A 25,828-nucleotide genomic window follows, 5' to 3' on the forward strand; every position below is an offset into this window, starting at 1 on the left:
AAACCACTCGCCCGCGCCGGCCGGCCCTCACTGGTGAAAGAAACGGGAGAAGCATGTCCGAGCTAGCCACCCTGGCCGAACAGTCGGGAACGAAGTTCATCCTCGCGCTGTTCGTCGACCTCCGCGGCAAGCCGTGCGCGAAGCTGGTGCCGGTCGAGGCCGTCGATCTGCTCGCGACCGAGGGCGTCGGGTTCGCCGGGTACGCCGTCGGCGCGATCGGCCAGGAGCCCAAAGACCCTGACCTGATGGCCATTCCGGACCCTGCATCGTTCACGCCAGTCCCCTTCATCAAGGACGGCCTCGCGATCGTGCACTGCGATCCGCACGTCAACGGCGAGCCGTGGCCCTTTGCGCCGCGGGTCATCCTCAAGTCGCTGATCCAGCGGGTTGCCGACGCGGGCTACGAGCCGTGGGTCGGCGCCGAGGTCGAATATTTTCTGCTGCACCGGAATTCAGACGGCAGTCTGTCGGTCGCCGACACCGCCGACAACGCCGCACAGCCCTGTTACGACGCCAGGGGCGTGACACGGATGTACGAGCACCTCACCGCGATCTCGACGGCGATGAACACGCTCGGCTGGTCCAACTACGCCAACGACCACGAGGACGGTAACGGCCAGTTCGAGCAGAACTTCGAATACGCCGAGGCGCTGACCACCGCCGACCGCGTCATCACGCTGCGCTACATCCTGTCGATGATCGCGGCCGAACGCGGCATGGTGGCCACCTTCATGCCGAAGCCGTTCGCCGACAAAACCGGCAGCGGTCTGCATCTGCACCTGTCGCTGACCAGTGGCGGCGCGCCCGTCTTTCCCGCTGACGACGACCCTCGCGGCCTCGGTCTTTCCGAGACCGCATATGCATTCGTCGGTGGAATCCTCGATCATGCCGGTGCGCTGCAGGCTGTGGTGGCGCCGACAGTCAACTCCTACAAGCGAACCGGCGCGACGACGACGGCTTCGGGAGCGTCGTGGGCGCCCAGGACGCCAACCTACGGCGGCAACGACCGCACCCACTACATCCGGGTGCCCGACTCGGCGCGCGTCGAGCTGCGCGGCGGCGACGGCAGCGCCAACCCGTATCTGGCGATCGCCGCGGCACTGGGCGCAGGCATCGATGGGGTGAAGCGCAGCGCCGACCCCGGAGACATTGGCGGACAACACCGTTCACCGCTGCCGTCAACGCTGCTGCACGCAGTCGACGAGTTCCAGCGCGACCCCGTCGTCACCGGGGTGCTCGACGCAGCGGGCGACGGTGTCGCCGATTACTTCGCCAACGTCAAGCGTGACGAGTTCTTCGCCTATCACAGCGCGGTGACGCCGTGGGAGGTCGACAGCTACCTCACCGCGTTCTGAATCGTCGAAGAGGCAAAGGAGACAGTTGATGTGCGGGATCGTCGGGCTGCACCTGCGCACGCCGGATCTCTATCCCCGGCTTGGGGAACTGCTGACCGGGATGCTGTGCGAGATGGGCGAGCGCGGCAGCGACTCGGCAGGCGTCGCCGTCTACGGCGACCCGGTCTGGTCGCCGCCGGGCCGCGGCTGCGTCTCGGTCCTGGAGGTGACCCCGACGGCGGAGGCCATCGAACTCGACGTGAGCATCGTTCGCCTCGGCGACACCCATCTCGTCACCGCAGACGCGTCTTCCGGTGACCTGTTGGACGCGGTGAAGGCGGCCTACCCGCAGGCGCTCATCGCGGGGTTCGGCGCGGATATGGCCGTGCTGAAGGGAGTTGGACATCCGCGCGAGCTGACCGAGGGCTGGGGTTTGAGCAAGGCACAGGGTTGGCAGGGCGTCGGCCACACCAGGATGGCAACCGAGTCGGCGGTGACGCCGGCGGGTTGCCATCCGTACGCGGTCGGTCCAGAACAGTGCATGGTGCACAACGGCTCGTTCGCCAACCATGCCACGATCCGCCGCGAACTCCGCGCCGCCGGTGTGCAATTCGACAGCGAGAACGACACCGAGGTAGGCGCGCGGTTCATCGCCAAGCAGTTGGCCGACGGCCGCGATGTCGAGGCCGCACTCAAGGAACTGTGCGCGGTCTTCGACGGGTTCTACACGCTGCTGGTGTCCAATCGCGACTCCTTCGCAGTGGTGCGCGACGCGATCGCATGCAAACCGGCCGTCATCGCCGAGACCGACGATTGGGTCGCGATGGGCAGCGAATACCGGGCGCTCGCAGGGCTTCCCGGCGTCGAATCGGCCAAGATCTGGGAGCCGGAACCGGAGGTGATCTACGCGTGGAACAGGTGACCGCATTCGATCTGCGCACCACGCCGCTGCGGGAGATCAACGCCGCACTGCACAAGCCGGACCTGTCTGGTGAGTTCGTGATCGCGAATCCCGAAGGCGCGCACAACGTCGCCGTCGGCGTCGACGCGCCGGTGAAGATGACGATCGAGGGACATGTCGGCTACTACGCCGCGGGGATGAACCAGCAGGCCGAGATCACCATCGACGGTAACGCGGGCACCGGCCTGGCGGAGAACATGATGAGCGGGACCGTCTGGGTCAAGGGCAGCGCGTCGCAGTCGGCGGGTGCCACCGCGCACGGCGGTCTGCTGGTGATCGAGGGAGACGCCGCCGCGCGGTGCGGGATTTCGATGAAGGGCGTCGACATCGTGGTGGGTGGCAATGTCGGACACATGAGCGCGTTCATGGCCCAGGCCGGCCGGCTGGTGGTTCGTGGCGATGCCGCCGACGCACTGGGCGATTCGATCTACGAAGCGCGCATCTACGTGCGCGGCGATGTCGCATCGCTCGGCGCCGACTGCGTCGCCAAGCCGATGCGGTCCGAGCATCACGAGGAGCTCGAATACTTGCTGAAGGCTGCGGGTTTCGAGGGAGACGACACCGCGGCCTACACCCGGTACGGCTCCGCGCGAAATCTCTACCACTTCCACGTCGACAACACCTCGAGCTACTGATGACCAACTGGGAACTTCGCGAATCCGCCACCTTCGACAGGCCGACGATCGCGGCCATCCAGCGTGCCGCCGAAACCGGCATCTACGACATTCGGGGATGGGGCGCCAAGCGGCCACTGCCACATTTCGACGACTTGCTGTTCCTCGGTGCGTCGATGTCGCGCTATCCGCTCGAGGGTTATCGCGAGCGGTGCGGCACCGATGTGGTGCTCGGCGACCGGTTCGCGAAACATCCACTGCACCTGGATATTCCGGTGACCATCGCAGGCATGTCGTTCGGTGCCCTGTCGGGGCCGGCCAAGGAGGCGCTTGGCCGCGGCGCCAGCGAGGTGGGCACATCGACAACCACGGGCGACGGCGGCATGACACCCGAGGAGCGCGGGCAGAGCAAGTACCTTGTCTACCAATATCTTCCGTCGCGATACGGGATGAACCCCGACGACCTGCGCAAGGCCGACGCGATCGAGGTAGTGCTCGGCCAGGGCGCAAAACCCGGCGGCGGCGGAATGCTGCTGGGTCAGAAGATCTCCGAACGCGTCGCCGCGATGCGCACGCTTCCCGAGGGCATCGACCAACGCTCCGCGTGCAGACACCCGGATTGGACGGGTCCCGACGACCTGACCATCAAGATCAACGAGCTGCGCGAGATCACGGATTTCCAGAAGCCGATCTACGTCAAGGTCGGCGCCACCCGGACGTACTACGACGTGAAACTGGCCGTGCACGCCGGTGCCGATGTCGTGGTCGTCGACGGCATGCAGGGCGGCACCGCCGCTACCCAGGAGGTGTTCATCGAACACGTCGGCGTCCCGACGCTGGCCGCAGTGCCGCAGGCCGTGCAGGCGCTGGCTGAGCTCGGCGTGCACCGCAAAGTGCAACTCATCGTGAGCGGCGGCATCCGCACCGGCGCCGACGTCGCCAAGGCGCTTGCGCTGGGGGCCGACGCCGTCGCGATCGGCACCGCAGCGCTGATCGCGTTGGGCGACAACCATCCTCGCTACGCCGCCGAATACGAGAAGCTCGGCAGCGCGGCAGGCTTCTTCGACGATTTCCAGGACGGCACCGATCCGGCCGGGATCAGCACGCAGGATCCCGAACTCGCCGCACGGTTCGACCCGGTCGAAGGGGGCCGCAGGCTCGCCAACTATCTGCGGGTGCTGACCATGGAGGCCCAGACCATCGCCCGCGCCTGCGGCAAGGCACACGTGTGCCACCTCGAACCGGAGGACTTGGTCGCGGTGACCATCGAGGCGGCCGCGATGGCGCGGGTGCCGCTGGCGGGAACGTCATGGATCCCGGGGCTATGACGGCAGACGTCGTCATCGTCGGCGGCGGCATCGAAGGCGCGGCGGCCGCGTGGGCGCTCAGTCAGCGGGGCATCACCGATGTCGTTCTGCTCGAGCGCAATACCGTCGCATCGGGAATGACCGGCAAGTCCAGCGGCATCGTCCGCTGCCACTACGGGGTCACCTCGCTTGCCGCCATGGCCACCGTCGGACTGGAAGTCTTCGAAAATGCCGAGGAGGTCTTCGGCACCGACATCGGCTTCCGGCAGACCGGATACGTCGTCGGCGTCGGCGAACCCAACGTCGAATCGCTTCGCAAAAGTCTTGCCGCGCAACGCGCGGTCGGTGTGCAGACCGAGGAGATCGACAAATCGGACGTCGCCGACCTGTGGCCGTTCGCAGACCTGTCGCCGTTCGAGGCGTTCGGCTGGGAGGCGCGCGGCGGCTACGGCGACGCGTACATGACCGCGCAGGCGTTCGCGGCGTCGGCCCGCGCGGCGGGCGTGCGAATCCGCCAGGGCGCCAATGTGATCGAACTGCTGGTCACCGGCGATCGCGTCACCGGCGTCCGGCTCGCCGACGGCAGCGAGATCTCTGCCGGCACCGTCGTCGTCGCTACGGGCGTGTGGACGAAACCGTTTTTGGCGCCGTACGGCGTCGACGTGCCGATCCGCGTGGTGCGCGAACAGATCGTCACGATCGCGCCAGGCATCGATATCGGGGCGGTGCCCGTGTTCTCCGATCTGGTGTCGTTGCAGTACGTGAGGCCAGAGGTCGGCGGCGACATCCTGTTCGGCAACAGCGACCTGTCCGACGTCGAAGAAGCGGATCCGGACAACTACCTGAACCGGGCCACCGACGCCTTCGTCGACCTCACCGTGGACAAGGTCGGCTCCCGATTCCCCGGCTTCGCGGACGCGGCGATCAGCAGCAGCTACGCGGGCTGTTACGACGTCACACCGGATTGGAACCCCGTCATCAGCCGAGCCGACAAGCAGGGCCTCGTCGTCGCAGCGGGATTCAGCGGGCACGGTTTCAAGATCGCGCCTGCGGTGGGCCGGTTGGTCGCCGACCTCGTCGTCGACGGACACAGCACCGACCCCCGCATCCCGCACTCCGACTTCCGGCTGTCTCGATTCGACGAGGGTGACCTGCTCAAGAGCCCGTATCCGTATGTCGGCGCCGGGCAAATGCGATGATGGTGGCCCCGTGACAGACGTTCCGCTTCTTCGCAACAAGTCGGGCACGGCGCGAGACCGTGACCCACACGAGCCCGTCGAGGAGCTCGAGTTCGAGGCCGCGATCGGTCGAAACGTGCGCCAGCTGCGGCTGCAGCACGGCCTGACAGTGGCGGAAATGGCTGCCCGCGTTGGCATTTCGAAGGCGATGATGTCGAAGATCGAAAACGCCCAGACGTCATGCAGCCTGGGCACGCTTGCGTTGCTGGCCAAGGGCTTCGACGTGCCGGTCACCAGCCTGTTCCGTGGTGCGGACGTCGAGCGGCCCGCGGCGTTCGTCAAGGCGGGCACCGGCGCGCGCATCGTGCGCAACGGCACGAAGGAAGGCCACGAGTATCAGCTGCTCGGGTCGTTGCGGGGCGAGCACAAACGCCTCGAGTGCCTGCACGTCACGCTGTCGGAGAAGAGCCAGACCTATCCGCTGTTCCAGCACCCCGGCACCGAATTCATTTACATGCTCGAGGGCGTTATGGACTACAGCCACAGCCGCTCGGTGTATCGCCTGCACCCCGGCGACTCGCTGCAGATCGACGGTGAAGGCGCACATGGGCCTGTCGATCTGGTGGAGTTGCCGATCCGCTTCCTGTCGGTCATCGCCTTCCCTGACTCTCAGGTCTGAGTGGCTATGCGACCGTCCCGTCCCGCGGCAGCACCTCGATCCCAGACAGGACAGTCTCGGCCTCGCTCTGCTGCGCAGGATCTTGCGACCCACCGACCTGCACCACGGCGATCAGGTATGTGTCCCCGCCGGATTCGGCCACCACGGCCACGGTCTTGAACGGGTCGTCGCTCGGCAACGCATTCACCGCGCCGCCCATCGCCGGCTCAGCCGCCGCGATGGAGACCGTCTCTGCAGGCAACCCGCAGACGGTGCCAGGCGTGCTGGTCAGTTCAGCCGACAGGCCCTCCTGTTCGGCGCCAATCAACAAGCCCTCTTGGAAGTTGTCGAAGATGACTGCAGGATCGCCCTCCGGAATCGACCTCACCATGACTATGACCGACGCTTCGTCGTCCGACAGCGCGAGCCGGGTGGGCGAGCCATCCTTTTCGAGTTCGGGGGTGCGCTCCCAACCGGTGGGCTGCGGAATGCGGATCTGCGGTTCAGTACTGCCTGCGGCCGGAACATCCAGCATCGGTGTGTCGACGTGTGTGCAGGGGCCCCGGTCACCCGCCATGGCGGCTCCGGGCGTGACGTTGGTGCAGCCGGTCACGGACAGGGCCAGCACCGTTGCGGCGCCTGCGGCGGTCAGGATCAGTCGGCTGCGGGTAGAAGTGGTGGCCACGATGTGCTCTTTCTGCGTTCGGCGACCCCCGATGGGCCGCGCTCATAGGTAGGAGCGGCGACGCCCGGTATCTCTGACACTTTTTTGACGACTTTTTTGGCCTGCCAGACGGGCTTGCTACAGTGGTCGGGTGCAGCGGGTGCTCCTTCTCGGCAGCCGCGACGGGGTCTGATCAGACTGGCCTCCCGTCGCGGGTAGTCGCGATGCGCCGGTCGAGTCCCGTCTATAACTCCCGGAGCAATCCCAATGACTACCTTCTCGAAATCCACGCCAGATTCACCTGACGCCTTCAATTCCGTACGAAGCATCAACAAGCCGTCCGGCCCGGCCAACCCGGGCCAACCGGCCTGGAACACTCAGCGGGCCACATCCATGCCGGTCAGCCGGTATCGGCCATTCGCCCAGGAAGTCGAACGCGTCACGCTCGCCGACCGCAGCTGGCCCGACAAGGTCGTCGACCGCGCCCCGATGTGGTGTGCCGTCGACCTGCGCGACGGCAATCAGGCGCTGATCGACCCGATGAGCCCGGCGCGCAAGCGCCGCATGTTCGACCTGCTGGTCCGGATGGGCTACAAGGAGATCGAGGTCGGTTTCCCGTCGGCCAGCCAGACCGACTTCGACTTCGTCCGCGAGATCATCACCGCGGGCGCGATCCCCGACGACGTGACCATCCAGGTGCTGACGCAGTGCAGGCCCGAGTTGATCGAGCGGACGTTCGAGGCGTGCGAGGGTGCACCGCGAGCGATCGTGCACTTCTACAACTCGACCTCGATCCTGCAGCGCAGGGTCGTGTTCCGCGCCGACCGCGAGGCGGTCAAGGCCATCGCCACCGACGGCGCCCGCAAGTGCGTCGAGGAAGCCAAGAAGTACCCGGGCACGCTCTGGCGCTACGAGTACAGCCCGGAGTCCTACACCGGTACCGAGTTGGAGTACGCCGTCGACGTGTGCAACTCCGTCGCCGAGATCATCCAGCCGACGCCCGACGTCCCGCTCATCGTCAATCTGCCCGCCACCGTCGAGATGGCGACGCCGAATGTGTATGCCGACTCGATCGAGTGGATGCACCGGCATCTGACCCCGCGCGAGGCCATCATCTTGAGCCTGCATCCGCACAACGATCGCGGAACTGCCGTTGCGGCAGCGGAATTGGGCTATCAGGCCGGTGCCGACCGAATCGAGGGCTGCCTGTTCGGCAACGGCGAGCGTACCGGCAACGTCTGCCTCGTGACGCTGGGATTGAACCTGTTCTCCCGCGGCATCGACCCGCAGATCGACTTCTCCAACATCGACGAGATCCGTCGCACTGTCGAGTACTGCAACCAGCTACCGGTGCACGAACGCCACCCGTACGGCGGCGATCTCGTCTACACCGCGTTCTCCGGGAGCCATCAGGACGCCATCAACAAGGGCCTGGACGCGATGAAGGTATCGGCCGACGAGCAGGACGCCGATGTCGACGACATCCTTTGGCAGGTCCCGTATCTGCCGATCGATCCGAAGGACGTCGGCAGAACCTACGAGGCGGTCATCCGGGTCAACTCGCAGTCGGGCAAGGGCGGCGTGGCTTACATCATGAAGGCCGACCACGGCCTGGCCCTGCCGCGAAGGCTGCAAATCGAGTTCAGCCAGGCGATCCAGAAGATCACCGACGGAGAGGGCGGCGAGGTCTCCCCCAAGGAGATGTGGGACGTCTTCGCCGACGAGTACCTGGCGCCGATCCGGCCGCTGGAGCGCATTCGGCAGAAGGTCACCGCAGCCGAGGTCGACGGCGGAACGGACACGATCGAGGCCGTGGTCAAGGTCGACGGTGTCGAACGCGAGATCGTCGGCGCAGGCAACGGTCCGCTCGCCGCGTTCGTCGACGCGCTCGGCGCAATCGGGATCAACGTCTCGGTGCTGGATTACTCCGAGCATGCGCTTTCGGCTGGCGAGGAGGCGCAGGCCGCTGCCTACGTCGAGGCGTCCATCGACGGCAAGACCGTGTGGGGCGTCGGCATCGCGACTTCGATCACCACTGCATCGCTTCGCGCGGTGGTGTCGGCGGTCAACCGCGCAAGTCGCTCCTAATCGAGGAAGGCGCTCAGCAGTCGGTTCACAAGACCGGCGGCATCTAGCGCGCCCGACTCGGGCGCCATGGTGAGATTGCTGAACACAAAGCCGTTGAGCAATCTGCTGAGTTCGTCCATCCGCTGCGGTGTCGGGGTGAAGCCGGCGGCCTCGATGATGAGTGTCGCCGACTTCACCGCGGCCGCCTGGAGCTCCTTCATCAGCGGCCGAAGCTCTTCTCGCCGGGTGCTTTCCATGAAAAGCTCGAACCGTGCGAGCGTGAAACGCCGCATCTGCTCGTCGGGTTCGAGCATGCGAATCATCAACGCCTTCAACGCATCCCGGCTCAGCGGACCGATCGCCGACTGCAGCGTCTCGACGCGCTGCCAATGCAGATCAACCGTCCGTTGGGCGGTCGCCTCGAGCAGCGCCTGGCGCGTGCGGAAGTAGTTCGACGTGGTGCCCGCCGGCACGCCCGCGCGGCTGTCGACCTGTCGGTGCGTGAGACCCCCGACGCCGTCATCACAGAGGATGTCGATCGCGGCGTCGAGGATCTGCGTCCGTCGTTCTGGATTGGGTGGCATCAGTTCCTATATTGCAGCCTGGCGAACAGGGTCAAGAACGCCGGGTAGACGACGATCAGCAGGAACCAGCTGAACCACATCGGAAACCATGTGACCAAAGTGGTGTCCCAGATGATGTAGGAGCAGTAGATGTGCAGCGGCACACTGCCTGCGATGTAGACCACCGAGCCGGTGAAAAGCGCGCGGTGCCGTTTGTTGGCAAACCTCACGCGATGCGTCGCCAGCAGCACGATCCCGGTGACGGCGGCATATGTCATCGGCACGAGCAGGATCTTGTCGGTCGTCGGCGTGATCGCGTATTGCAACGCCCAGGCGTCACCGAAAATCACCCGCAGCAGATGCAGGACCACGCCGAGGCCGATGGTCAGCATCGCCGCTTCCTTGAAGAAGTAGCCGTGGCGCCGATAGGCGGCCCCACGGGACGATTTACGTACTACGTCTGTAGTGGTTGTCATGAGCCGACGGTATCACTACGTGTGTAGTGACTGCAATAGTTAGGGCCGGGGCGGCAGGTTGGCGAGCCACGAATCGGGCAGCAGTTCGATCAACTGCCCGTCGGGATCACGGATCATCGCGAACTGCTCGGTGACGGTCTCGTGAATCACCGCTCCGCCGAACTCCTCCACCATCGCCAGCACGGCAGCCAGATCCGACACCGACAGCGACGTGTGTGTCAGCCCCGCGTGGTCCATCGCACGCTGCTGCGGCTTGACCTCTCGCTTCGAGTAGTCGAGCAGTTCGAGCACCAGCCCGTCGCGCACCAGGTAGGTCGCGTGCACGCCGATCGGCCGTTCGAGTTGGAGCAGCTTTTCGGTGCCTGCGTCTGGCAGTTCCAGTTCCCACCAGAACTGGAAGCCGAGCAGGCCTTCGTAGAAGCGCCGCGATCGCTCGCGATCGGCCACACACAACCCGATGTGGTTGAAAGCCGTTCGGTGGCTTGCCATTACAACCTTCCGTATCGGGTGAGCAGTCTTGGCCCGTCACTCTCGACGAGCACCGTATCCCGCTGCAGGCAGCCGCCGATACCTGGTTCGGCGACCCACGACTGCACACTCAACACCATTCCCTCCACGATGGCAGCGTCGCGGCCGCGCCCAAGACCGATCAGCGGCGGTTCGGCACCCAGCCCCAGCCCGTGCGCCAACGGACCGCTCGGGGGCTCGTTCCCGGTCGCCTCCCATGCCCGGTACAGATCCGCCCCGGTGTTCCCCGGACGGCATGCGGCGACTAGCGCGTCCATTGCACCTTCACATCGCGACACCAAATCGCTGTCGGCTGTCCTGGTGCGCGCCAGGCCGGCCTCGTAGCCCGCGTAGAGCGCGCCGGGCGCGAGCATCACCGACGACGGCGCCACGGTGCAGACGTCTTCGGACGGCGGCATCGGTGCGCCGAGGCTCGCGATCCGCTCGTGGTAGACGGCGAGCAGTTCGCGCGGGGTGATGCCAGGCGCCAGTGCGCCTTTCATCGCGCTCAGCGCGGCTTCGGCGATCGCCGACGCGACCTCAACGCAGAGGATCTCGTCGGGCGTCTTGGTCCGCCGCGCAGCGGTCAGCATCGGTCCGGCATCGACGAGGTCCGCCTTCGTCACCATCTCCGGAATCAACGAAGCGAACATCGGTGTCAGACCGTCGCTGCCGACGCGCCGCGCGTCGCGCAAGCCGGGAACCTTGGCGAGATCGGCAGCGAGATTGGCCGGGTTCCAGCTCATGCGGTACAGGTCGTCGCGGCCGATCTCGGGCGGCACTCCCTCGTCCCACGTCGAAAGCAGATGCACGCGTTCGGTTTCCCGTACCACCACCACGACAGGTGCGAACGGCAGCACACCCGAACGTCCCAGCTGACGCGCGCCCGACACGTACTTCACATTGCCAACGCCGCCGAGCATCAGCGCATCGAGATCGTGAGCTGCCATGCCGGAGAATACTTTTGACCGTCGCTCGGCACGCAGACGCGCAAAGTCGACGCGTGCGCCGTCCTCGAGGCCCATCATGCCGATGAACACCCCGCGGTCACGGGGAGCCGGGCTCATGCCTCGACTCCATAAGGCTCATAGGTTGACCCGCTGAGCTTCACCCAACCGGTATCCGTCACGGCCACAATGTCTTCCGACCGATAGCCGGCATAGCCGTCTTCCCAGATGACCGGCTCGAGGACGAGCACCATTCCCGGTTGCATGATGAGGCGTTCGTCGAAGCCTTCGCCTAGGTCAGTTCCGATCAGCGGCATTTCGGCGCTGTCCGTGCCGACGCCGTGAGCCAGATAGAAATGCTCGATCCAGGGCCGCATACCGTCGTTGGCATCGATGGCAACCTTGCCGAGTTCGAGCGCGGACACGCCGGGCTTCAGAACGTCAAGGGCGGCGTCGACGACGGTACGCCAGCGACGAAAGTGTGCTTGCTGCTTGGCATTCGGGGCAGCGCCGGTGATCCACGTTCGGCCGTAATCGGATGCGTAGCCCTCCCAGGTGATGCCGGAGTCGACCCAGATGACGTCACCCTCGCGGAGAAAGCGGTCGGTGGTGACGGTCGGGTAGGCCAGGTCGCCGTGCAACGTCCAGGGCCCCAGCTCGCGGGTCGGCGCCATCACCTGCCAGATCGGATCGATGCCGTTCGCCGACGCTCCGAGTTCGAACACTCGGCGCAGGAATATCGCGCTCAGGTCGATCTGGCGAACCCCGGGACGCAGCGCCGCCAACGCGTCGGCCATCGCGAGCTCATTGAGCCGCTGCGCGTTGCGGATACACGCGATTTCGTCGGGCGTCTTGGTCAGCTTCGCGGCGCCGACCACGTCGGAGGCGTCGACCCACTCGTACCGAGGCAACGCGCGCAACATCGCATGCGTCTGATCGTCGACACCGAGGCGTGCTCCGGAACTGAAGTGTTCGGCGAGCTCCTTGGCGAAGACATCGATACCGTCGTCGAGATCGGGGAACAACGGCCCGTGCAGATGGTCGTCGGGAAGTTCGGCTGGCACGCCGTCGGAGAACGGTGTGTAAAGGTGCGGCGCCGAATCCCCGGTCACCACCACCGCCACCTGGCGGAACAGCGCCGCCCGGTCACCGTCTTGGGCGGGGGCCGCGGCTCCGGTGGCATAGCCGACCGAACTCGATCCGAGCAGGACAAGGCCGTCGATGCCCTGCGTCTCGAGCTGTCGCTGCAACCGCTCGAAACGTTCCCTTCGCATCCGCGGCAGATCAGGCTGGTCCGGAATCGCTCGCCCGCCGATGGTCGCTCCGCCGATGAGTCCACCTCCTGCGGACTTAATTCCCTAAAAATGTAAAGATAGCCGAATGGGCCGTCCCGACGTCAGTGCCGACGCGATCGTGGGATTTGATCACCATTCCGCGGAGTTCACCCGCAACGAGAACGAGCTCAACGCCGACCTACGCAGCCGGTGCCCCGTCGCGTGGAACGAGAAGTACGGCGGGTTCTGGTACGTGTCCTCCTACGACGCGGTGGAACAGATCGCGCGCGACACCGACACCTTCGCCCACAAGTACGAGCCGGACGCCGCCGACGGCGTGAATTATCAAGGCGAGATGGGTGTTCCGCGTCCTGAAGGGCAGCCGCCGCTGGGCATCGGCGAGGTCGACGGACCGTACCATCTGGCGCTGCGCAAGGCACTCACGCCGTTCTTCTCATCGGGCGCGGTCGAGAAGATGCGGCCGTTCATGGAGCAGTCTGTGCACTGGTTCCTCGACCAGAAAATCGCCGACGGCCGAATGGACCTCGTGCTCGACTACGCGAGCCCGGTCCCTGCCATTCTCACCATGCGACTGATGGGCCTGCCCTACGACAACTGGCGGCTGTATGCCGACCTCTTCCACGGGGTGATGGATGCGGGCGACGCCGCGCAGTACAACAAGGTGATCGCCGAAGTACCTGCGATGATCGACGGGCTGCTGAGGTTCGCAGCGACCCGGCGTGCCGATCCTGCCGACGATCTGACCAGCTTCCTCGTTCAGTTCGAATTCGACGGCAAGCACCTTGACGACAACCAGCTCATCGACATCCTCTGGAACTTGATCGGCGGCGGCGTCGACACCACGACCTCACTGACCGCGCTGAGCCTGCTGCATCTCGGCACCCATCCCGAACTGCGGCGCCAACTCATCGAACAGCCAGACCTCTATCGCACCGCAGCCGACGAATACCTCCGCTACTGCTCGGTCAACAAGACGCTCAGCCGCACCGTCAGTCGCGACACCGTCCTTGGCGGACAACAACTTCGGCGCAACGACCAAGTGCTCATCAGCTGGTTGGCCGCCAACCACGACGAGCGGGCGTTCGACCGCGCCGATGAGGTCGTGCTCGATCGCGCGCCCAATCGTCACCTCGCGTTCGGCCTCGGGCCCCACCGCTGCATCGGCGCGCCGCTGGCGCGGGTGATGTTCGCGGTGATGGTGAAGGCCGTGCTCGACCGCATCCCCGACTACGAGGTCGATCTGACACGCGTGCATCGCTACTCCGGCAACCCGAGCATGACGGGGCTCGGCAGGCTGCCGGTCACGTTCACACCCGGTGCTTCGCTGGGTACCGCCCCGCCGAGTTAGAAGAGCGCGAACTGGTCGCCGGCCAGTGTGGTGTCGGTGAACTGCTCGATGTCGGTGCCGCCGATGACGCCGTCGAGGAGTCGCATGAAGTCGGCATCGTTCACCAGCGGCACACCCACCTCGATGGCCTGATAGCCCTTGCCGTGTTCGGGTTCGGCCTCGTTGCAGATGACGAGCGAGGTTTCGGGGTCGACGTTGTCGGTGTAGGCCAGCCCGGCGTGCACGATCCGCTCGATCAGCTCTTCGTGGGTGCGGGTGACTTCGGCCGACAACGCGACCCGCATGCCCTGGACCAGCGGCCTGCCCGCGACGAATCGGCCGGGATTCAGGTACGGGCACGGCAGCCGCGAGGCCAACATCTTCAGCGGGCGCAACTCGTCGTGGGTGACCTGGCCGTTGGGCCATTGCCGCCGCGACACCGAGCGGACGGGCAGCCATACCTTGCGCTCCCTGGCGCGGACCAGCACCGGCTTGAGGATCTGCGCGAGCACCATCGCGTCGTCGAGCGCGTCGTGCGGCTTGATCTGCGTGATGCCCCAATGCGACGCGAGCGTCGACAATTGCAGGTTCTCGGTGCCCAGCTCGAGGCGGCGGGCCAGCTCGACTGTGCACATCACGGTGTCGATGGGCAGCTCCGCGCCGACCAACTCGGCCTCTGCGGCCAGGAATGAGTAGTCGAAGCCGACGTTGTGCGCGACGAGCGTGCGGTCCTTGAGCAACGCGATCAGGTCGCCGACGACGTCGCCGAAGCACGGCTGGTCCTGCAGCATCTCGGCGGTCAGCCCGTGCACGTGGGTGGGGCCGGGGTCGACGCCCGGGTTCAGCAGGGTGTAGAGGCTTTGCTCGACGTTGCCGTCGTCGCCGACGGCGAGCGCCGCGACACTGACGATGCGGGCCTGCCCGGGGCGGAAGCCGGACGTCTCTACGTCCACGACGGCCCAGCCCGGACCGGTCTCGTTTGCCGGCCGGCCCCAGGTTTGACTCACATTTCGAGCATGGCACGGGGTCCCGACAATTCCCCTCAAGGACTTGATCGCCGTCACAGCGTGTCGGCTCCCTGCCTCTACCCTTTTAGACTGCCGAGGATGGTCACCACTCGTGGACGTGTCGCGCTTGCGGCCGGGGCAAGCGCGCGCTGGGCGTCGCGGGTCACCGGGCGCGGCGCGGGCGCGATGATCGGCGGGCTGGTGGCGCTTGCGCTCGACAAATCGATGCTCCGCCAGCTGGGCGAGGGCCGTCGCACGGTGGTGATCACCGGCACCAACGGCAAGTCCACGACGACGCGGATGACAGCGGCGGCCTTGGGAACGCTGGGGCCCGTCGCCACCAATGCCGAGGGCGCGAACATGGATGCGGGACTGGTGGCGGCCTTGGCGGGAGCCCGTTCCGCGTCGTTGGCCGCGCTCGAGGTCGACGAGATGCATGTGCCGCATGTCGCTGACGCTGTGCAGCCCGCGGTGATCGTGCTGTTGAATCTGTCGCGCGATCAGCTGGACCGCGTCGGCGAGATCAACCACATCGAGCGAACGCTCCGTGGCGGGTTGGCGCGTCACCCCGGCACCGTCGTCGTGGCCAACTGCGATGACGTGCTGATGACGTCGGCGGCCTACGACAGCCCGCGCGTGGTGTGGGTGGCCGCGGGTGGCGGCTGGGCCAACGACTCCGTGAGCTGTCCGCGGTCAGGCGAGACCATCGTGCGTGACGGCAGCCACTGGTATTCGACGGGCACCGACTTCAAACGACCGACCCCGCAATGGTGGTACGACGATGCGAACATCTATGGGCCGGAAGGGCTTTCGCTGCCGATGACGCTGGCGCTGCCGGGTGCGGTGAACCGCGGGAATGCCACGCAGGCGGTGGCGGCTGCGGTGACGCTCGGCGCGGATCCGGCCGCGGCAGTGGCGGCGGTCTCGGGTGTGGATGAGGTCGCAGGCCGGTACAGCACGGTGCAACTCGGCGCGCACTCGGTGCGAATGTTGTTGGCCAAGAACCCAGCCGGTTGGCAGGAAGCGCTGTCGATGGTCGACACCGACGCGGGCTCGGTGGTGATCTCCGTCAACGGTCAGGTGCCCGACGGCGAAGACCTGTCGTGGCTCTGGGACGTCAACTTCGAGCATTTCGTGAACAAGCCGGTGGTTGCCGCCGGTGAGCGCGGCACCGATCTTGCTGTGCGACTCGGGTATGCGGGCGTCGAGCACACGTTGGTGCACAACGCGATTGAGGCGATCGCGTCGTGCCCGCCGGGACACGTCGAGGTGGTAGCCAACTACACCGCGTTCCTTCAGCTTCAGCGGGCGGTGGCTCGACATGGCTGAATCTGCTGTGCGGATCGGGCTGGTGCTGCCCGATGTGATGGGCACCTACGGCGACGGCGGCAACTCGGTGGTGCTGCGGCAACGGTTGCGGCTCAGGGGTTTTGATGCCGAGATCGTCGAGATCACGCTGTCGGACCCGGTACCGTCAGAACTCGACATGTACACGCTCGGCGGCGCAGAGGATTACGCGCAGCGCCTGGCGACCAAGCACTTGATCCGTTATCCCGGTCTGCAGCAGGCGGCCGCGCGCGGGGCGCCGGTGTTGGCGATCTGCGCGGCGATCCAGGTGCTCGGGCATTGGTACGAGACGTCGTCGGGTGAGCGCGTCGAGGGCGTGGGACTGCTGGACGTGACGACGTCGCCGCAGGAGACTCGGACCATCGGCGAGGTGGTGTCGCAGCCCTTGATGGCTGGGCTGTCGCAGCGGCTTACCGGTTTCGAAAACCACCGCGGCGGAACAGTTCTCGGCCCTGCGGCGCAACCGCTGGCGAAGGTGATCAGCGGGGCGGGCAACCGCGCGGGCGACGGCATCGACGGCGCGGTGCAGGGCAGTGTGATCGCGACGTATCTGCATGGGCCTTGTCTGGCCCGCAACCCGGAGTTGGCCGACCATCTGTTGTCGAAGGTCGTCGGCGAGTTGGCGCCGCTCGAGATCGACGAGGTCGCGCAATTGCGCCGCGAACGCCTGGCGGCCCCCCGCCGCGTCTAGGCGGACGGCGAAACTGCAGTTATTGCGCGAAAGTTCGAGTGGCCCACGCAGTAAGTGCGATCTCGCGAATTAGGGTCGCCAACCGCGCGAGACCAATGCCTTCCGCGCGCGGGCGACGATCTCCGCGGGCCGGTCCTCTTTGATCACCTGGTCGACGATCCAACCGAGTTCTCTGGCCCTTCGTAGGCTTCGGATGTCCTTGGTGTACTGCCCGCGATTGGTGCGGTGTTGATCCCCGTCGTACTCGGAAACGACCATGAATTCTTCCCAGCCCATGTCCGCCCACCGGACAAGTCGCCCGCGGCCTTCGACGATGGGGATCTGGGTTGTCGGCGTTGGCAATCCCGCGTCGATGTACAACAACCGAAGCCGTGTCTCCCGTGGCGACGCGGAACCACCGTCGACAAGCGGAAGGGCTGTTCGAAGTGCCTTCAGCCCCCGTGCGCCTCGGTATCGCTTGGCGAGCAGCAACACGTCCTCAATCGAGAACACCTGGGAGTGCATGAGGGAGTCGAGTCGGGCGATGGCTTCGTCACGTGGCAGGTAGCGGCCGAGATCGAACGCGGTACGCACTCGCGTTGTCACGGGAATCCCAGCCACCCTTGTGATCTCATCCTCGGCCAACGCCTCATTGCGAACGAGCAATCCGTTGGGCGAGCGGCCGTAGTTCCAAATCAGCTCGATCGGGATGTCATCGCCAACCCATTGGGCATTGTGCAGTGCCGAGGCTGCAACTCCCGCGATGACGCCTTCCCGGCCAGATCGCAGCCAGGCGCCCTCGATCCGATCGCGGAGCGTCACGTCATTCGACTTGTCGAGATATACATCGCGGATAAGGCGCTGATGCCAGCGACGCAACTCGTGGGCGGTCAGCGCCCCCTCTTCCACCGCCTCGCTACCTAGAAACACTCTCCGCATGTGGGGATGGTCGCAGCGAGGGCCGACATGTCCGCGAAACTGCAGTTACCGCGGGAGAGTTCGAGTGAGCAACGTGATAAGTGCGATCTCGCGAAAAGGGAGCTAGGCCATTGCACGGCGGCCGGCCAGCGCCCGGCCCAGCGTCAGCTCGTCGGCGAACTCCAGGTCGCCGCCCATCGGCAGACCCGACGCAATGCGCGTCACCGTCAAACCGGGGATATCGCGCAGCATCCGCACCAAGTACGTGGCCGTCGCCTCACCCTCGGTGTTGGGATCCGTCGCGATGATCACCTCGGAGATCTCGGTCTCGGCCAGCCGGTTCAACAGCTCGCGAATCCGCAGTTGTTCTGGCCCAATGCCAGACAGCGGATCGAGCGCCCCACCCAACACGTGGTAGGTGCCACGAAATTCGCGGGTGCGTTCGACGGCCTGCACGTCCTTCGGCTCCTCGACCACACACACCACAGCGGGATCACGGCGTGCATCCGAACAGATTCGGCAGCGGTCCTCGTCGGAGACATTTCCGCACACCGCGCAAAACTTCACACCGTCGCGGACCTTGTTCAACACGGCGGTCAGCCGGTCGATGTCGGGCGGCTCCACCGACAACAAATGGAATGCGATCCGCTGCGCGCTCTTCGGCCCGATGCCGGGCAGCTTGCCTAGCTCGTCGATCAGATCCTGGACGGGGCCTTCGAACACTTAAAGTCCTGGCAGACCCAGGCCACCCATCCCGCCCGCGAGCGGCCCGAGCCGGTCGTGCGCCAGGATGGTGACCTGCTTGGCGGCGTCGGCAATGGCGCCGACGACAAGGTCCTGCAGCGTCTCGACGTCGGAGGGATCCACGACCTTCGGATCGATCGACACCGCGACCACTTCACCGCTGCCCTTCATGGTGACCTGCACCAGGCCGCCGCCCGCCTGCCCGTGCACCTCGGAGTTGGCCAGCGCTTCCTGCGCCTCCATCAACTGCTGCTGCACCTGCTGGGCCTGCGCGAGGAGTGCCGACATGTCGGGCGTGCCTCCGGGTTGCATGACTGTTCCCCTTGCGTGTTAGTTGCAGATGGGTCTCGACTTGGTTGCGCTCATCGGTAAGCGGCGGTTCGGGCTTTCAGCCTAGTCGCCAGACGGGCTACCGTGGCGCCCGTGCCAGCCACCCTGCGTGTCGGCGCCGCAATCGCCGCCGGTCTCCTCGTCGTCGCGTCGACGCTCGCCAGCCCAGCGTCGGCCGCCCCCGCCAACATCGCGGGGATGATCGTGTTTCTCGACCCCGGCCACAACGGCTCCAACGACGCCTCCATCGGCAAGCAGGTGCCCACCGGCCGCGGTGGCACCAAGAACTGCCAGGAGAGCGGTACCTCGACCGACGACGGCTACCCCGAACACACGTTCACCTGGGACACCACCCTGCGCATCCGCCAGGCCCTCACCGCGCTCGGCGTGCGCACCGCGATGTCCCGCGGCGACGATACCGGCCTGGGCCCGTGCGTCGACGAACGCGCCGCGATGGCCAATGCGCTGGCGCCGAACGCGGTCGTCAGCATCCACGGCGACGGCGGCCCGCCCACCGGTCGCGGCTTTCACGTGCTCTACTCGTCGCCTCCGCTGAACCAGGTGCAGGCCGGCCCGTCGGTCCAGTTCGCGCAGACAATGCGTGACCAGATGCAGGCCGCAGGATTCGTGCCGTCGACCTACACCGGCTCCAACGGCCTCGACCCCCGCTCCGACATCGCGGGCCTCAACCTGGCGCAGTACCCGTCGATCCTCGTCGAATGCGGGAACATGAAGAACCCTGTCGACTCGGGGCTGATGAAAACACCGGAGGGACGGCAAAAGTACGCCGAGGCCGTCGTGCGCGGCATTGCGGGCTTCCTGGCCACCCAGCCGCCGCGGACCAATTAGCCCTTCTCGACCTCAGACTTCAAGTTCGCCAGCACCTCGCCCTGGATCTTGCGCAGCCCCAGCGGCGCGAAGGTCTTCTCGAAGAAGCCGCCGATGCCGCCTGCGCCCTGCCACGAAGTCTTGACCGTGACCGACGACCCCGGGCCGGCCGGTGCGACGGTCCAGTTGGTGATCATCGACGAGTTGGCGTCCTTCTCGATGACGGTGTGGCCTGCCACGTCGACGTTGGCCTTCACGTCACGCACCCGCGATTTCGTCGCCTGCAGCTTCCAGGTCGCGACGGTGCCCGCGCCCTGACCGCCCTCGAGCACCTGGTAATCGCGGTAATGCGACGACAGGATCTTCGGGCGGACGGTCGCATAGTCGGCAACGGCCGCCAGTACGCGCTCCGGCGGGGCGTCAATCAAGACGGTGCTGGACGCGCTGACCTGTCCCATGAGATGGCTCTCCTGTCCGCTAGGTGCGGTCGCATCGGCTGCGACCGCGGACTAGCGTATATCTGTGTCAGTTGAGGGGAGCGACGCACAGGCTGCGCACGCTGCGGGCGTGCAGCGCCTTCTTGCCAGTTACCGCGCGATTCCGCCGAACGCCACGGTGCGACTCGCCAAGCGCACGTCAAACCTGTTCCGCGCGCGGGCCAAATCGACGGCCAAAGGGCTGGACACCTCGGGGTTGACGGGCGTCATCTCCGTCGATCCCGAGCGCAAGACTGCCGACGTCGCGGGCATGTGCACCTACGAGGACCTCGTCTCAGCCACCCTGCCCTACGGGCTCGCGCCGTTCGTGGTGCCGCAGCTCAAGACCATCACGCTGGGCGGCGCGGTCACCGGGCTCGGCATCGAGTCGACATCGTTCCGCAACGGGCTGCCGCATGAGTCGGTGCTGGAGATGGACATCCTGACCGGCACGGGCGAGGTCGTGACGGCAAGTCGTGACCACTGCTCCGACCTGTTCCATGCCTTTCCGAATTCTTATGGCACGCTTGGCTATTCGGTCCGGTTGAAGATCGAGCTGGAATCCGTCAAACCGTTCGTGGCGTTGCGGCACTTGAGATTCCACTCGCTGGACGACCTGGTCGCGGCCATGGATCGCATCATCGAGACCGGCGGACACGACGGCACCCCTGTCGATTACCTCGACGGTGTGGTGTTCAGCGCGGACGAGAGTTACCTGACGCTGGGCTTCCAGACCGGCACGCCCGGTCCTGTCAGCGACTACACCGGCCAGCAGATCTACTACCGCTCCATCCAGCACGCTGACGGTGAGAAGCACGACCGGCTCACCATCCACGACTACCTGTGGCGGTGGGACACCGACTGGTTCTGGTGCTCGCGCGCATTCGGTGCGCAGGATCCGCGGATCCGCCGACTCTGGCCGCGGCGATACCGGCGCAGCAGCGTCTACTGGAAGCTGATCGCCTACGACCAGCGCTTCAACATCGCCGACCGGATCGAGAAACGCAACGGAAGGCCGCCCCGCGAACGCGTGGTGCAGGACATCGAGGTGCCCATCGAGCGCACCGCAGAATTCCTCGCCTGGTTCCTGGACAACGTCCCGATCGAACCGGTGTGGCTGTGCCCGCTGCGACTGCGCGGCGACGAGCGCTGGCCGCTGTATCCGATCCGCCCGCACCACACCTACGTCAATGTCGGCTTCTGGTCATCGGTGCCGATCGGACCGACCGAAGGGCACACCAACAGGCTGATCGAACACAAGGTCAGCAGTCTGGAAGGGCACAAATCGCTGTATTCCGACGCTTTTTACTCCCTTGAAGAGTTTGACGAGCTGTATGGCGGGGAGGCTTACAAGACCGTCAAGAAAACCTACGACCCTGACTCACGGCTGCTAGACCTGTACGCGAAGGCGGTGCAAAGACGATGACGACCTATAAAGAGCAATCACACGCCCCGGCGAGGAAGCTGACGCTGGCCGAGATCCTGGAAATCTTCGCGTCAGGGCAGCTGCCCCTGAGGTTCAGCGCTTACGACGGCAGCACGGCCGGGCCCGACGACGCGCCCGTCGGCCTCGACCTGAAGACGCCGCGCGGCACCACGTATCTGGCCACTGCCCCCGGCGATCTCGGCCTGGCGCGCGCCTACGTGTCCGGCGACCTGGAACCGCTCGGGGTGCATCCCGGCGATCCCTATGAGCTACTCAAGGCGCTCGCCGACAAGATGGACTTCAAGCTGCCACCGGCGCGGCTGTTGCCGAATATCATTCGCTCGATCGGCTTCGAACATCTCAAGCCCATCGCGCCGCCGCCGCAGGAAGCGCTGCCGCGCTGGCGTCGGATCGCAGAAGGGCTGCGGCACAGCCGAATCCGTGACGCCGAGGCAATTCACCATCACTACGACGTGTCAAACACGTTCTACGAGTGGGTTCTTGGCCCTTCGATGACGTACACCTGCGCGTGTTACCCGACTCCGGACGCCACGTTGGAAGAGGCGCAGGAGAACAAATACCGACTGGTGTTCGACAAGCTGCGGCTGAAGCCAGGCGACCGACTGCTCGACGTGGGCTGCGGCTGGGGTGGCATGGTGCGTTACGCGGCCAGCCACGGCGTCAAGGCCATCGGCGTGACGCTGTCGAAAGAACAGGCCGCGTGGGCGCAGAACGCGATCGAGGAACAGGGACTTTCGGATCTGGCCGAGGTCCGCCACAGCGATTACCGCGACGTGCGTGAGTCCGGATTCGACGCGGTTTCGTCCATCGGCTTGACGGAACACATTGGCGTGCACAACTATCCGGCATACTTCCGGTTCCTCAAGTCGAAGCTGCGCACCGGCGGTCTGCTGCTCAACCACTGCATCACGCGCCACGACAACCGAACTGGGGCGAACGCGGGCGGTTTCATCGACCGCTATGTGTTCCCCGACGGTGAGCTGACCGGTTCGGGCCGCATCATCACCGAGGCCCAGGACGTCGGTCTCGAAGTGATCCACGAGGAGAACCTGCGCCACCACTACGCGTTGACGCTGCGCGACTGGTGCCGCAATCTCGTCGAACACTGGGACGAGGCCGTCGAAGAAGTCGGACTGCCCACGGCCAAGGTGTGGGGCCTGTACATGGCGGGCTCGCGCGTCGGCTTCGAGACGAATGTCGTTCAGCTGCACCAGGTGCTGGCGGTCAAGCTCGACTCGCATGGCCACGACGGCGGGCTGCCGCTGCGGCCGTGGTGGACGCCCTAGCCCTCAGTGCTTTGTGTGCGTTTTGTTGCGCTCAGCGCTCCTCAACGCACACAGGCGAGTACTTCGGCGATCACGCGTTCCGGGTACTCGGTCAGATCTAACCACGTGAAACGTAGTACCTTCCAGCCGAGTTGAACGATGGTGTTTTGACGCCTGCGGTCCTTCACGAAGTCTTCGTGATCGCTGTGGAACGCCCAACCGTCGACCTCGATGACGACCTTCCGCTTGGGAAACGCGACGTCGACCTTGTAGCCGCCGATCGGATAGTTGCTCTGCCACCCGGTGATCTTGTGTGCGCGCAGAAGCCGGACGAGTAGTCGCTCGGCCTCCGAGCGGGCTCCGCCGGACGCCATTTGCAACAGTTGTCGCGCCGCCGGCGATCCGTGGCGGCGCGCATTTCGCAGATGTGCCCGCCACAATTCGTGCAGATCGACATGGCGTTGCAACGCAGAATCCATCAGCCTGGCTCCGTCGCGCTGTCGGACGGCAGCCTCAACTACCGTCAGCGCTAGCCCGGTGACCCTCAACTGATTCCGCTCGACGACGTCCTTTGGCGCTAAGTCGCGCCGACGCTTGCGTACACCGTCTCGACGCGGATGATGGCTGCGCCTCGGCACCGTTACTTCAACGACGTCGGGAGCGAATCGGGTAAGGCCATGCCACCACGCGGCCGCCATTCCACTGGCCACCGCTAGCGGTCCGTAACCCCAAACCGCGGCCCGGAGGCGTGCAGCGTCGGTGAACGGACGGTCGTCGACGAAGAAGACGCCTGGCGTGCACCGTTTCCACTGCCCCGTTCGGACACGACGGTTGACTGCGTGTCGGCTCAGACCCGCCCGTTGCGCTTGCGCGAGGGTCACGACCCCGTCTTGGCATCGCAAATACTCTTCGAGCACTCATGATTGACGGCCCGCGATACGTCAACGGTTCCATCGTCACCATCCTGTGTGCGTTTTGTTGCGCTCAGCGCTCCTCAACGCACACAAGTCACTCAACCGCCGTCTATGCGACGGGCGCCGAGTTCGGTCTGCAGTAGCTCCAGCGCGGCCTCTTCCGGGTCGCGGCGCGTCACCTCGGAGGTGTCATTGCTGGCCTCGGCCAGCATGTCCTCTTCGTCGTCATCTTGCTGCGGCGCCGACACCACCACAGGATCAGCTGGCTCCGGCGCCGCAGGTGCGGCCGCGGCGGTTCCGACTTCGCAGCGGATCTTCCAGTCCACGCCGAGGGCGTCCTTGAGGGCCTCCCGGATCACGTCGGAATTACGTTGTTCCACAAGCCGTTTCGCCAACGGTGCTGACTCGTGGCTGAGCACCAGCGTGTCGCCCTCGACCGCGCGGACGATGGCGCCCGCAAGCATCACGTCGATGGTGCGGCTGCGCTGCCGAACCTTCTCACGCACCGTGGTCCACATGCTGCGCACCGCGGCCGCGTTGAGTTCACCTCCGACCGGCGGTGTCGGGGGCGCCTCCACCACGGGGTCGGACGGCGGTCGCACCGGGGGCGGTGACGGCGGCGGCTCTGGCGCGGACACCGGTTCGGACACCGGCGGGGGCGGCTCGGTCTCGACCTTCGGTGCCGGCGTGGGCTCCGGCTTGGGCTCCGGCTTCGGCTCGGCGGCCGGAGTCGGCTCTGTCTTGCTCTTGCGGGCGTACTGCTTCGGCGGTGCCAGTGACGCCGAAGCAGACGCGGCCTCCCCCGCCGGGATGGACAGGTCCAGCCGCGTCTCGATGCGTTCGACACGTTGCAGCAGCGCCGCTTCGGTGTCGCTGGCCGACGGCAACAGCAGCCGTGCGCACACCACCTCGAGCAGCAGGCGCGGCGCAGTGGCACCCCGCATCTCACCGAGCCCGGCGTGCACCACTTCGGCGTACCGGGTCAGGGTCGCAGTGCCGACGCGCGTGGCCTGCTCGCGCATCCGCTCCAGAATGTCCTCGGGCCCGTCAACCACGCCGCGGGCGATCGCGTCGGGCACGGATTGCAGCACGATCAAATCGCGGAAGCGCTCCAGCAGATCGGTCGCGAACCGGCGCGGGTCGTGACCGGCATCGATCACGGCCTCGATGGCCCCGAACAGCGCCGCGGCGTCCCCTGCCGCCAGCGCGTCGACGGCGACATCGATCAGCGCGACGTCCGTCGCGCCGAGCAACGCCAGCGCGCGCTGATAGTCCACCCGGTTGCCCTCGGCGCCTGCCAGCAGCTGGTCCAGCACACTCAACGTGTCGCGCGGCGACCCACCACCGGCCCGAATGACCAACGGGTACACCGCATCATCTACCGAAACGTCCTCGGCCGAGCAGATGCGTTCGAGCAGTGACCGCATCGTCCGCGGTGCCAGCAACCGGAACGGATAGTGATGCGTGCGCGAGCGGATGGTCGGCAGCACTTTTTCCGGCTCCGTCGTCGCGAACACGAAGATCAAGTGGTCCGGCGGCTCCTCGACGATCTTCAGCAGCGCGTTGAAGCCGGCGGTGGTGACCATGTGCGCCTCGTCGACGATGAAGATGCGATAGCGCGACTGGGCGGGCGCGTAGAACGCCCGGTCACGAAGCTCGCGGGTGTCGTCGACGCCGCCGTGGCTGGCCGCGTCGAGTTCGACGACGTCGACACTGCCCGGCCCGTTCGGCGCCAGGGCGACGCAGGAGTCACATACGCCACACGGCGTCGGAGTCGGCCCTTGCTCGCAGTTCAGCGAGCGCGCCAGGATCCGCGCCGAGGACGTCTTGCCGCAGCCCCGCGGCCCCGAGAACAGGTACGCATGGTTGATGCGTCCCGCGGACAGGGCGGTCGAGAGCGGTTCGGTGACGTGCTCCTGGCCGACTACATCAGCGAAGGTTGCCGGTCGATACTTCCGGTAGAGCGCCACGCTCAGCAGGCTAC

The 25,828-nt window shown here is 66.0% G+C and carries 26 protein-coding genes; 13 read left to right on the plus strand and 13 right to left on the minus strand.

The window, feature by feature from the left end:
- Nucleotides 1-53 precede the first annotated feature (53 nt).
- Genes glnT through J3E61_RS07175 form a run of 6 tightly spaced genes read left to right on the plus strand, consistent with a single transcriptional unit; the run spans nucleotide 54 to nucleotide 6,073 of the window.
- Nucleotides 54-1,355: a type III glutamate--ammonia ligase gene (gene glnT / locus J3E61_RS07150; protein ID WP_210083092.1), complete on the plus strand. Its 1,302-nt coding sequence runs from the start codon at nucleotides 54-56 to the stop codon at nucleotides 1,353-1,355.
- A gap of 28 nt (nucleotides 1,356-1,383) precedes the next feature.
- Nucleotides 1,384-2,256 (plus strand): glutamine amidotransferase, encoded by an 873-nt coding sequence (locus J3E61_RS07155; RefSeq protein ID WP_210083093.1) that lies wholly within the window; start codon nucleotides 1,384-1,386, stop codon nucleotides 2,254-2,256.
- On the plus strand, nucleotides 2,244-2,930 hold the full coding sequence (locus J3E61_RS07160) for a protein glxC (protein ID WP_210083094.1): 687 nt from the start codon (nucleotides 2,244-2,246) through the stop codon (nucleotides 2,928-2,930). The genes J3E61_RS07155 and J3E61_RS07160 overlap by 13 nt, the downstream gene beginning before the upstream one ends.
- Complete coding sequence (locus J3E61_RS07165) at nucleotides 2,930-4,237, plus strand: FMN-binding glutamate synthase family protein (protein ID WP_210083095.1); 1,308 nt, start codon at nucleotides 2,930-2,932, stop codon at nucleotides 4,235-4,237. The genes J3E61_RS07160 and J3E61_RS07165 overlap by 1 nt, the downstream gene beginning before the upstream one ends.
- Nucleotides 4,219-5,415 carry an FAD-binding oxidoreductase gene (locus tag J3E61_RS07170; protein ID WP_210083096.1) on the plus strand — a complete coding sequence of 399 codons (1,197 nt, stop codon included), beginning with the start codon at nucleotides 4,219-4,221 and terminating at the stop codon, nucleotides 5,413-5,415. Before J3E61_RS07165 ends, J3E61_RS07170 begins: the two co-directional genes overlap by 19 nt.
- Nucleotides 5,390-6,073, plus strand: a complete 684-nt coding sequence (locus J3E61_RS07175; protein ID WP_192724552.1) for a helix-turn-helix domain-containing protein — start codon at nucleotides 5,390-5,392, stop codon at nucleotides 6,071-6,073. Before J3E61_RS07170 ends, J3E61_RS07175 begins: the two co-directional genes overlap by 26 nt.
- A 4-nt stretch (nucleotides 6,074-6,077) precedes the next feature.
- On the opposite strand, the gene J3E61_RS07180 is transcribed toward J3E61_RS07175, so the two are convergent.
- Nucleotides 6,078-6,737 (minus strand): hypothetical protein, encoded by a 660-nt coding sequence (locus J3E61_RS07180; protein WP_210083097.1) that lies wholly within the window; start codon nucleotides 6,735-6,737, stop codon nucleotides 6,078-6,080.
- A 246-nt stretch (nucleotides 6,738-6,983) separates the two neighbouring features.
- Between J3E61_RS07180 and leuA the strand changes: the two genes are divergently transcribed.
- A complete protein-coding gene (gene leuA / locus J3E61_RS07185) occupies nucleotides 6,984-8,804 on the plus strand; it encodes a 2-isopropylmalate synthase (protein ID WP_210083098.1) in 1,821 nt (606 codons plus the stop codon).
- On the opposite strand, the gene J3E61_RS07190 is transcribed toward leuA, so the two are convergent.
- Genes J3E61_RS07190 through J3E61_RS07210 form a run of 5 tightly spaced genes read right to left on the minus strand, consistent with a single transcriptional unit; the run spans nucleotide 8,801 to nucleotide 12,607 of the window.
- Entirely contained in the window at nucleotides 8,801-9,367 is a 567-nt protein-coding gene (locus tag J3E61_RS07190; protein ID WP_192724555.1) for a TetR family transcriptional regulator, read from the minus strand. The two genes, leuA and J3E61_RS07190, sit on opposite strands and share 4 nt — an antisense overlap.
- Nucleotides 9,367-9,822, minus strand: coding sequence for a hypothetical protein (locus tag J3E61_RS07195; RefSeq protein WP_210083099.1), 456 nt, complete (start codon nucleotides 9,820-9,822; stop codon nucleotides 9,367-9,369). The genes J3E61_RS07190 and J3E61_RS07195 overlap by 1 nt, the downstream gene beginning before the upstream one ends.
- A 39-nt stretch (nucleotides 9,823-9,861) precedes the next feature.
- Nucleotides 9,862-10,311 carry a VOC family protein gene (locus tag J3E61_RS07200; protein WP_210083100.1) on the minus strand — a complete coding sequence of 150 codons (450 nt, stop codon included), beginning with the start codon at nucleotides 10,309-10,311 and terminating at the stop codon, nucleotides 9,862-9,864.
- Complete coding sequence (locus J3E61_RS07205; protein ID WP_210083101.1) at nucleotides 10,311-11,396, minus strand: aminopeptidase P family protein; 1,086 nt, start codon at nucleotides 11,394-11,396, stop codon at nucleotides 10,311-10,313. Before J3E61_RS07205 ends, J3E61_RS07200 begins: the two co-directional genes overlap by 1 nt.
- Nucleotides 11,393-12,607, minus strand: a complete 1,215-nt coding sequence (locus J3E61_RS07210; protein WP_210085466.1) for an aminopeptidase P family protein — start codon at nucleotides 12,605-12,607, stop codon at nucleotides 11,393-11,395. Before J3E61_RS07210 ends, J3E61_RS07205 begins: the two co-directional genes overlap by 4 nt.
- Nucleotides 12,608-12,656: 49 nt before the next feature.
- Between J3E61_RS07210 and J3E61_RS07215 the strand changes: the two genes are divergently transcribed.
- Entirely contained in the window at nucleotides 12,657-13,919 is a 1,263-nt protein-coding gene (locus J3E61_RS07215) for a cytochrome P450 (RefSeq protein ID WP_210083102.1), read from the plus strand.
- Here J3E61_RS07215 and J3E61_RS07220 read toward each other — a convergent pair.
- Nucleotides 13,916-14,905 carry a DEDDh family exonuclease gene (locus J3E61_RS07220; RefSeq protein ID WP_210083103.1) on the minus strand — a complete coding sequence of 330 codons (990 nt, stop codon included), beginning with the start codon at nucleotides 14,903-14,905 and terminating at the stop codon, nucleotides 13,916-13,918. The genes J3E61_RS07215 and J3E61_RS07220 overlap by 4 nt on opposite strands.
- A gap of 99 nt (nucleotides 14,906-15,004) precedes the next feature.
- Between J3E61_RS07220 and J3E61_RS07225 the strand changes: the two genes are divergently transcribed.
- Nucleotides 15,005-16,234: a Mur ligase family protein gene (locus J3E61_RS07225; protein ID WP_210083104.1), complete on the plus strand. Its 1,230-nt coding sequence runs from the start codon at nucleotides 15,005-15,007 to the stop codon at nucleotides 16,232-16,234.
- A complete protein-coding gene (locus J3E61_RS07230; protein ID WP_210083105.1) occupies nucleotides 16,227-16,943 on the plus strand; it encodes a type 1 glutamine amidotransferase in 717 nt (238 codons plus the stop codon). Before J3E61_RS07225 ends, J3E61_RS07230 begins: the two co-directional genes overlap by 8 nt.
- A 69-nt stretch (nucleotides 16,944-17,012) precedes the next feature.
- Here the strand turns inward: J3E61_RS07230 and J3E61_RS07235 are convergent, their stop codons facing one another.
- From J3E61_RS07235 to J3E61_RS07245, 3 genes are all read right to left on the minus strand, one after another.
- On the minus strand, nucleotides 17,013-17,861 hold the full coding sequence (locus J3E61_RS07235; RefSeq protein ID WP_210083106.1) for a hypothetical protein: 849 nt from the start codon (nucleotides 17,859-17,861) through the stop codon (nucleotides 17,013-17,015).
- Between the two features lie 102 nt (nucleotides 17,862-17,963).
- Complete coding sequence (gene recR / locus J3E61_RS07240; protein ID WP_192724564.1) at nucleotides 17,964-18,563, minus strand: recombination protein RecR; 600 nt, start codon at nucleotides 18,561-18,563, stop codon at nucleotides 17,964-17,966.
- Entirely contained in the window at nucleotides 18,564-18,896 is a 333-nt protein-coding gene (locus J3E61_RS07245; protein ID WP_192724565.1) for a YbaB/EbfC family nucleoid-associated protein, read from the minus strand.
- A 111-nt stretch (nucleotides 18,897-19,007) separates the two neighbouring features.
- Here J3E61_RS07245 and J3E61_RS07250 point away from each other — a divergent pair, with 111 nt between their 5' ends.
- Entirely contained in the window at nucleotides 19,008-19,763 is a 756-nt protein-coding gene (locus tag J3E61_RS07250) for an Rv3717 family N-acetylmuramoyl-L-alanine amidase (protein ID WP_192724566.1), read from the plus strand.
- Here the strand turns inward: J3E61_RS07250 and J3E61_RS07255 are convergent.
- A complete protein-coding gene (locus J3E61_RS07255; protein WP_192724567.1) occupies nucleotides 19,760-20,200 on the minus strand; it encodes an SRPBCC family protein in 441 nt (146 codons plus the stop codon). The genes J3E61_RS07250 and J3E61_RS07255 overlap by 4 nt on opposite strands.
- A gap of 64 nt (nucleotides 20,201-20,264) precedes the next feature.
- Between J3E61_RS07255 and J3E61_RS07260 the strand changes: the two genes are divergently transcribed.
- Nucleotides 20,265-21,644, plus strand: a complete 1,380-nt coding sequence (locus J3E61_RS07260; RefSeq protein ID WP_210083107.1) for an FAD-binding oxidoreductase — start codon at nucleotides 20,265-20,267, stop codon at nucleotides 21,642-21,644.
- Nucleotides 21,641-22,951 (plus strand): class I SAM-dependent methyltransferase, encoded by a 1,311-nt coding sequence (locus J3E61_RS07265; RefSeq protein ID WP_192724569.1) that lies wholly within the window; start codon nucleotides 21,641-21,643, stop codon nucleotides 22,949-22,951. Before J3E61_RS07260 ends, J3E61_RS07265 begins: the two co-directional genes overlap by 4 nt.
- Before the next feature lie 41 nt (nucleotides 22,952-22,992).
- Here J3E61_RS07265 and J3E61_RS07270 read toward each other — a convergent pair whose 3' ends face one another.
- Together J3E61_RS07270 and J3E61_RS07275 are read right to left on the minus strand one after the other, a co-directional pair.
- Nucleotides 22,993-23,847: a DUF559 domain-containing protein gene (locus tag J3E61_RS07270; RefSeq protein WP_210083108.1), complete on the minus strand. Its 855-nt coding sequence runs from the start codon at nucleotides 23,845-23,847 to the stop codon at nucleotides 22,993-22,995.
- Nucleotides 23,848-23,942: 95 nt separating this feature from the next.
- Nucleotides 23,943-25,814, minus strand: coding sequence for a DNA polymerase III subunits gamma/tau (locus J3E61_RS07275; protein WP_210083109.1), 1,872 nt, complete (start codon nucleotides 25,812-25,814; stop codon nucleotides 23,943-23,945).
- Nucleotides 25,815-25,828 lie beyond the last annotated feature (14 nt).

It is taken from the genome of Mycobacterium sp. OAE908 (genome assembly GCF_017872775.1).
Taxonomy (GTDB): domain Bacteria; phylum Actinomycetota; class Actinomycetes; order Mycobacteriales; family Mycobacteriaceae; genus Mycobacterium.

What these genes read in the sequence shown, in the direction of transcription:
- J3E61_RS07215 (WP_210083102.1), top strand. Translation starts at nt 12,657, where the DNA reads ATGGGCCGTCCCGACGTCAGTGCCGACGCGATCGTGGGATTTGATCAC.
- glnT (WP_210083092.1), top strand. Translation starts at nt 54, where the DNA reads ATGTCCGAGCTAGCCACCCTGGCCGAACAGTCGGGAACGAAGTTCATC.
- J3E61_RS07200 (WP_210083100.1), bottom strand. Translation starts at nt 10,311, where the DNA reads ATGGCAAGCCACCGAACGGCTTTCAACCACATCGGGTTGTGTGTGGCC.
- J3E61_RS07235 (WP_210083106.1), bottom strand. Translation starts at nt 17,861, where the DNA reads ATGCGGAGAGTGTTTCTAGGTAGCGAGGCGGTGGAAGAGGGGGCGCTG.
- J3E61_RS07165 (WP_210083095.1), top strand. Translation starts at nt 2,930, where the DNA reads ATGACCAACTGGGAACTTCGCGAATCCGCCACCTTCGACAGGCCGACG.
- J3E61_RS07170 (WP_210083096.1), top strand. Translation starts at nt 4,219, where the DNA reads ATGGATCCCGGGGCTATGACGGCAGACGTCGTCATCGTCGGCGGCGGC.
- J3E61_RS07190 (WP_192724555.1), bottom strand. Translation starts at nt 9,367, where the DNA reads ATGCCACCCAATCCAGAACGACGGACGCAGATCCTCGACGCCGCGATC.
- J3E61_RS07155 (WP_210083093.1), top strand. Translation starts at nt 1,384, where the DNA reads ATGTGCGGGATCGTCGGGCTGCACCTGCGCACGCCGGATCTCTATCCC.
- J3E61_RS07205 (WP_210083101.1), bottom strand. Translation starts at nt 11,396, where the DNA reads ATGAGCCCGGCTCCCCGTGACCGCGGGGTGTTCATCGGCATGATGGGC.
- J3E61_RS07195 (WP_210083099.1), bottom strand. Translation starts at nt 9,822, where the DNA reads ATGACAACCACTACAGACGTAGTACGTAAATCGTCCCGTGGGGCCGCC.
- J3E61_RS07230 (WP_210083105.1), top strand. Translation starts at nt 16,227, where the DNA reads ATGGCTGAATCTGCTGTGCGGATCGGGCTGGTGCTGCCCGATGTGATG.
- J3E61_RS07175 (WP_192724552.1), top strand. Translation starts at nt 5,390, where the DNA reads ATGTCGGCGCCGGGCAAATGCGATGATGGTGGCCCCGTGACAGACGTT.
- J3E61_RS07245 (WP_192724565.1), bottom strand. Translation starts at nt 18,896, where the DNA reads ATGCAACCCGGAGGCACGCCCGACATGTCGGCACTCCTCGCGCAGGCC.
- leuA (WP_210083098.1), top strand. Translation starts at nt 6,984, where the DNA reads ATGACTACCTTCTCGAAATCCACGCCAGATTCACCTGACGCCTTCAAT.
- J3E61_RS07265 (WP_192724569.1), top strand. Translation starts at nt 21,641, where the DNA reads ATGACGACCTATAAAGAGCAATCACACGCCCCGGCGAGGAAGCTGACG.
- J3E61_RS07225 (WP_210083104.1), top strand. Translation starts at nt 15,005, where the DNA reads ATGGTCACCACTCGTGGACGTGTCGCGCTTGCGGCCGGGGCAAGCGCG.
- J3E61_RS07255 (WP_192724567.1), bottom strand. Translation starts at nt 20,200, where the DNA reads ATGGGACAGGTCAGCGCGTCCAGCACCGTCTTGATTGACGCCCCGCCG.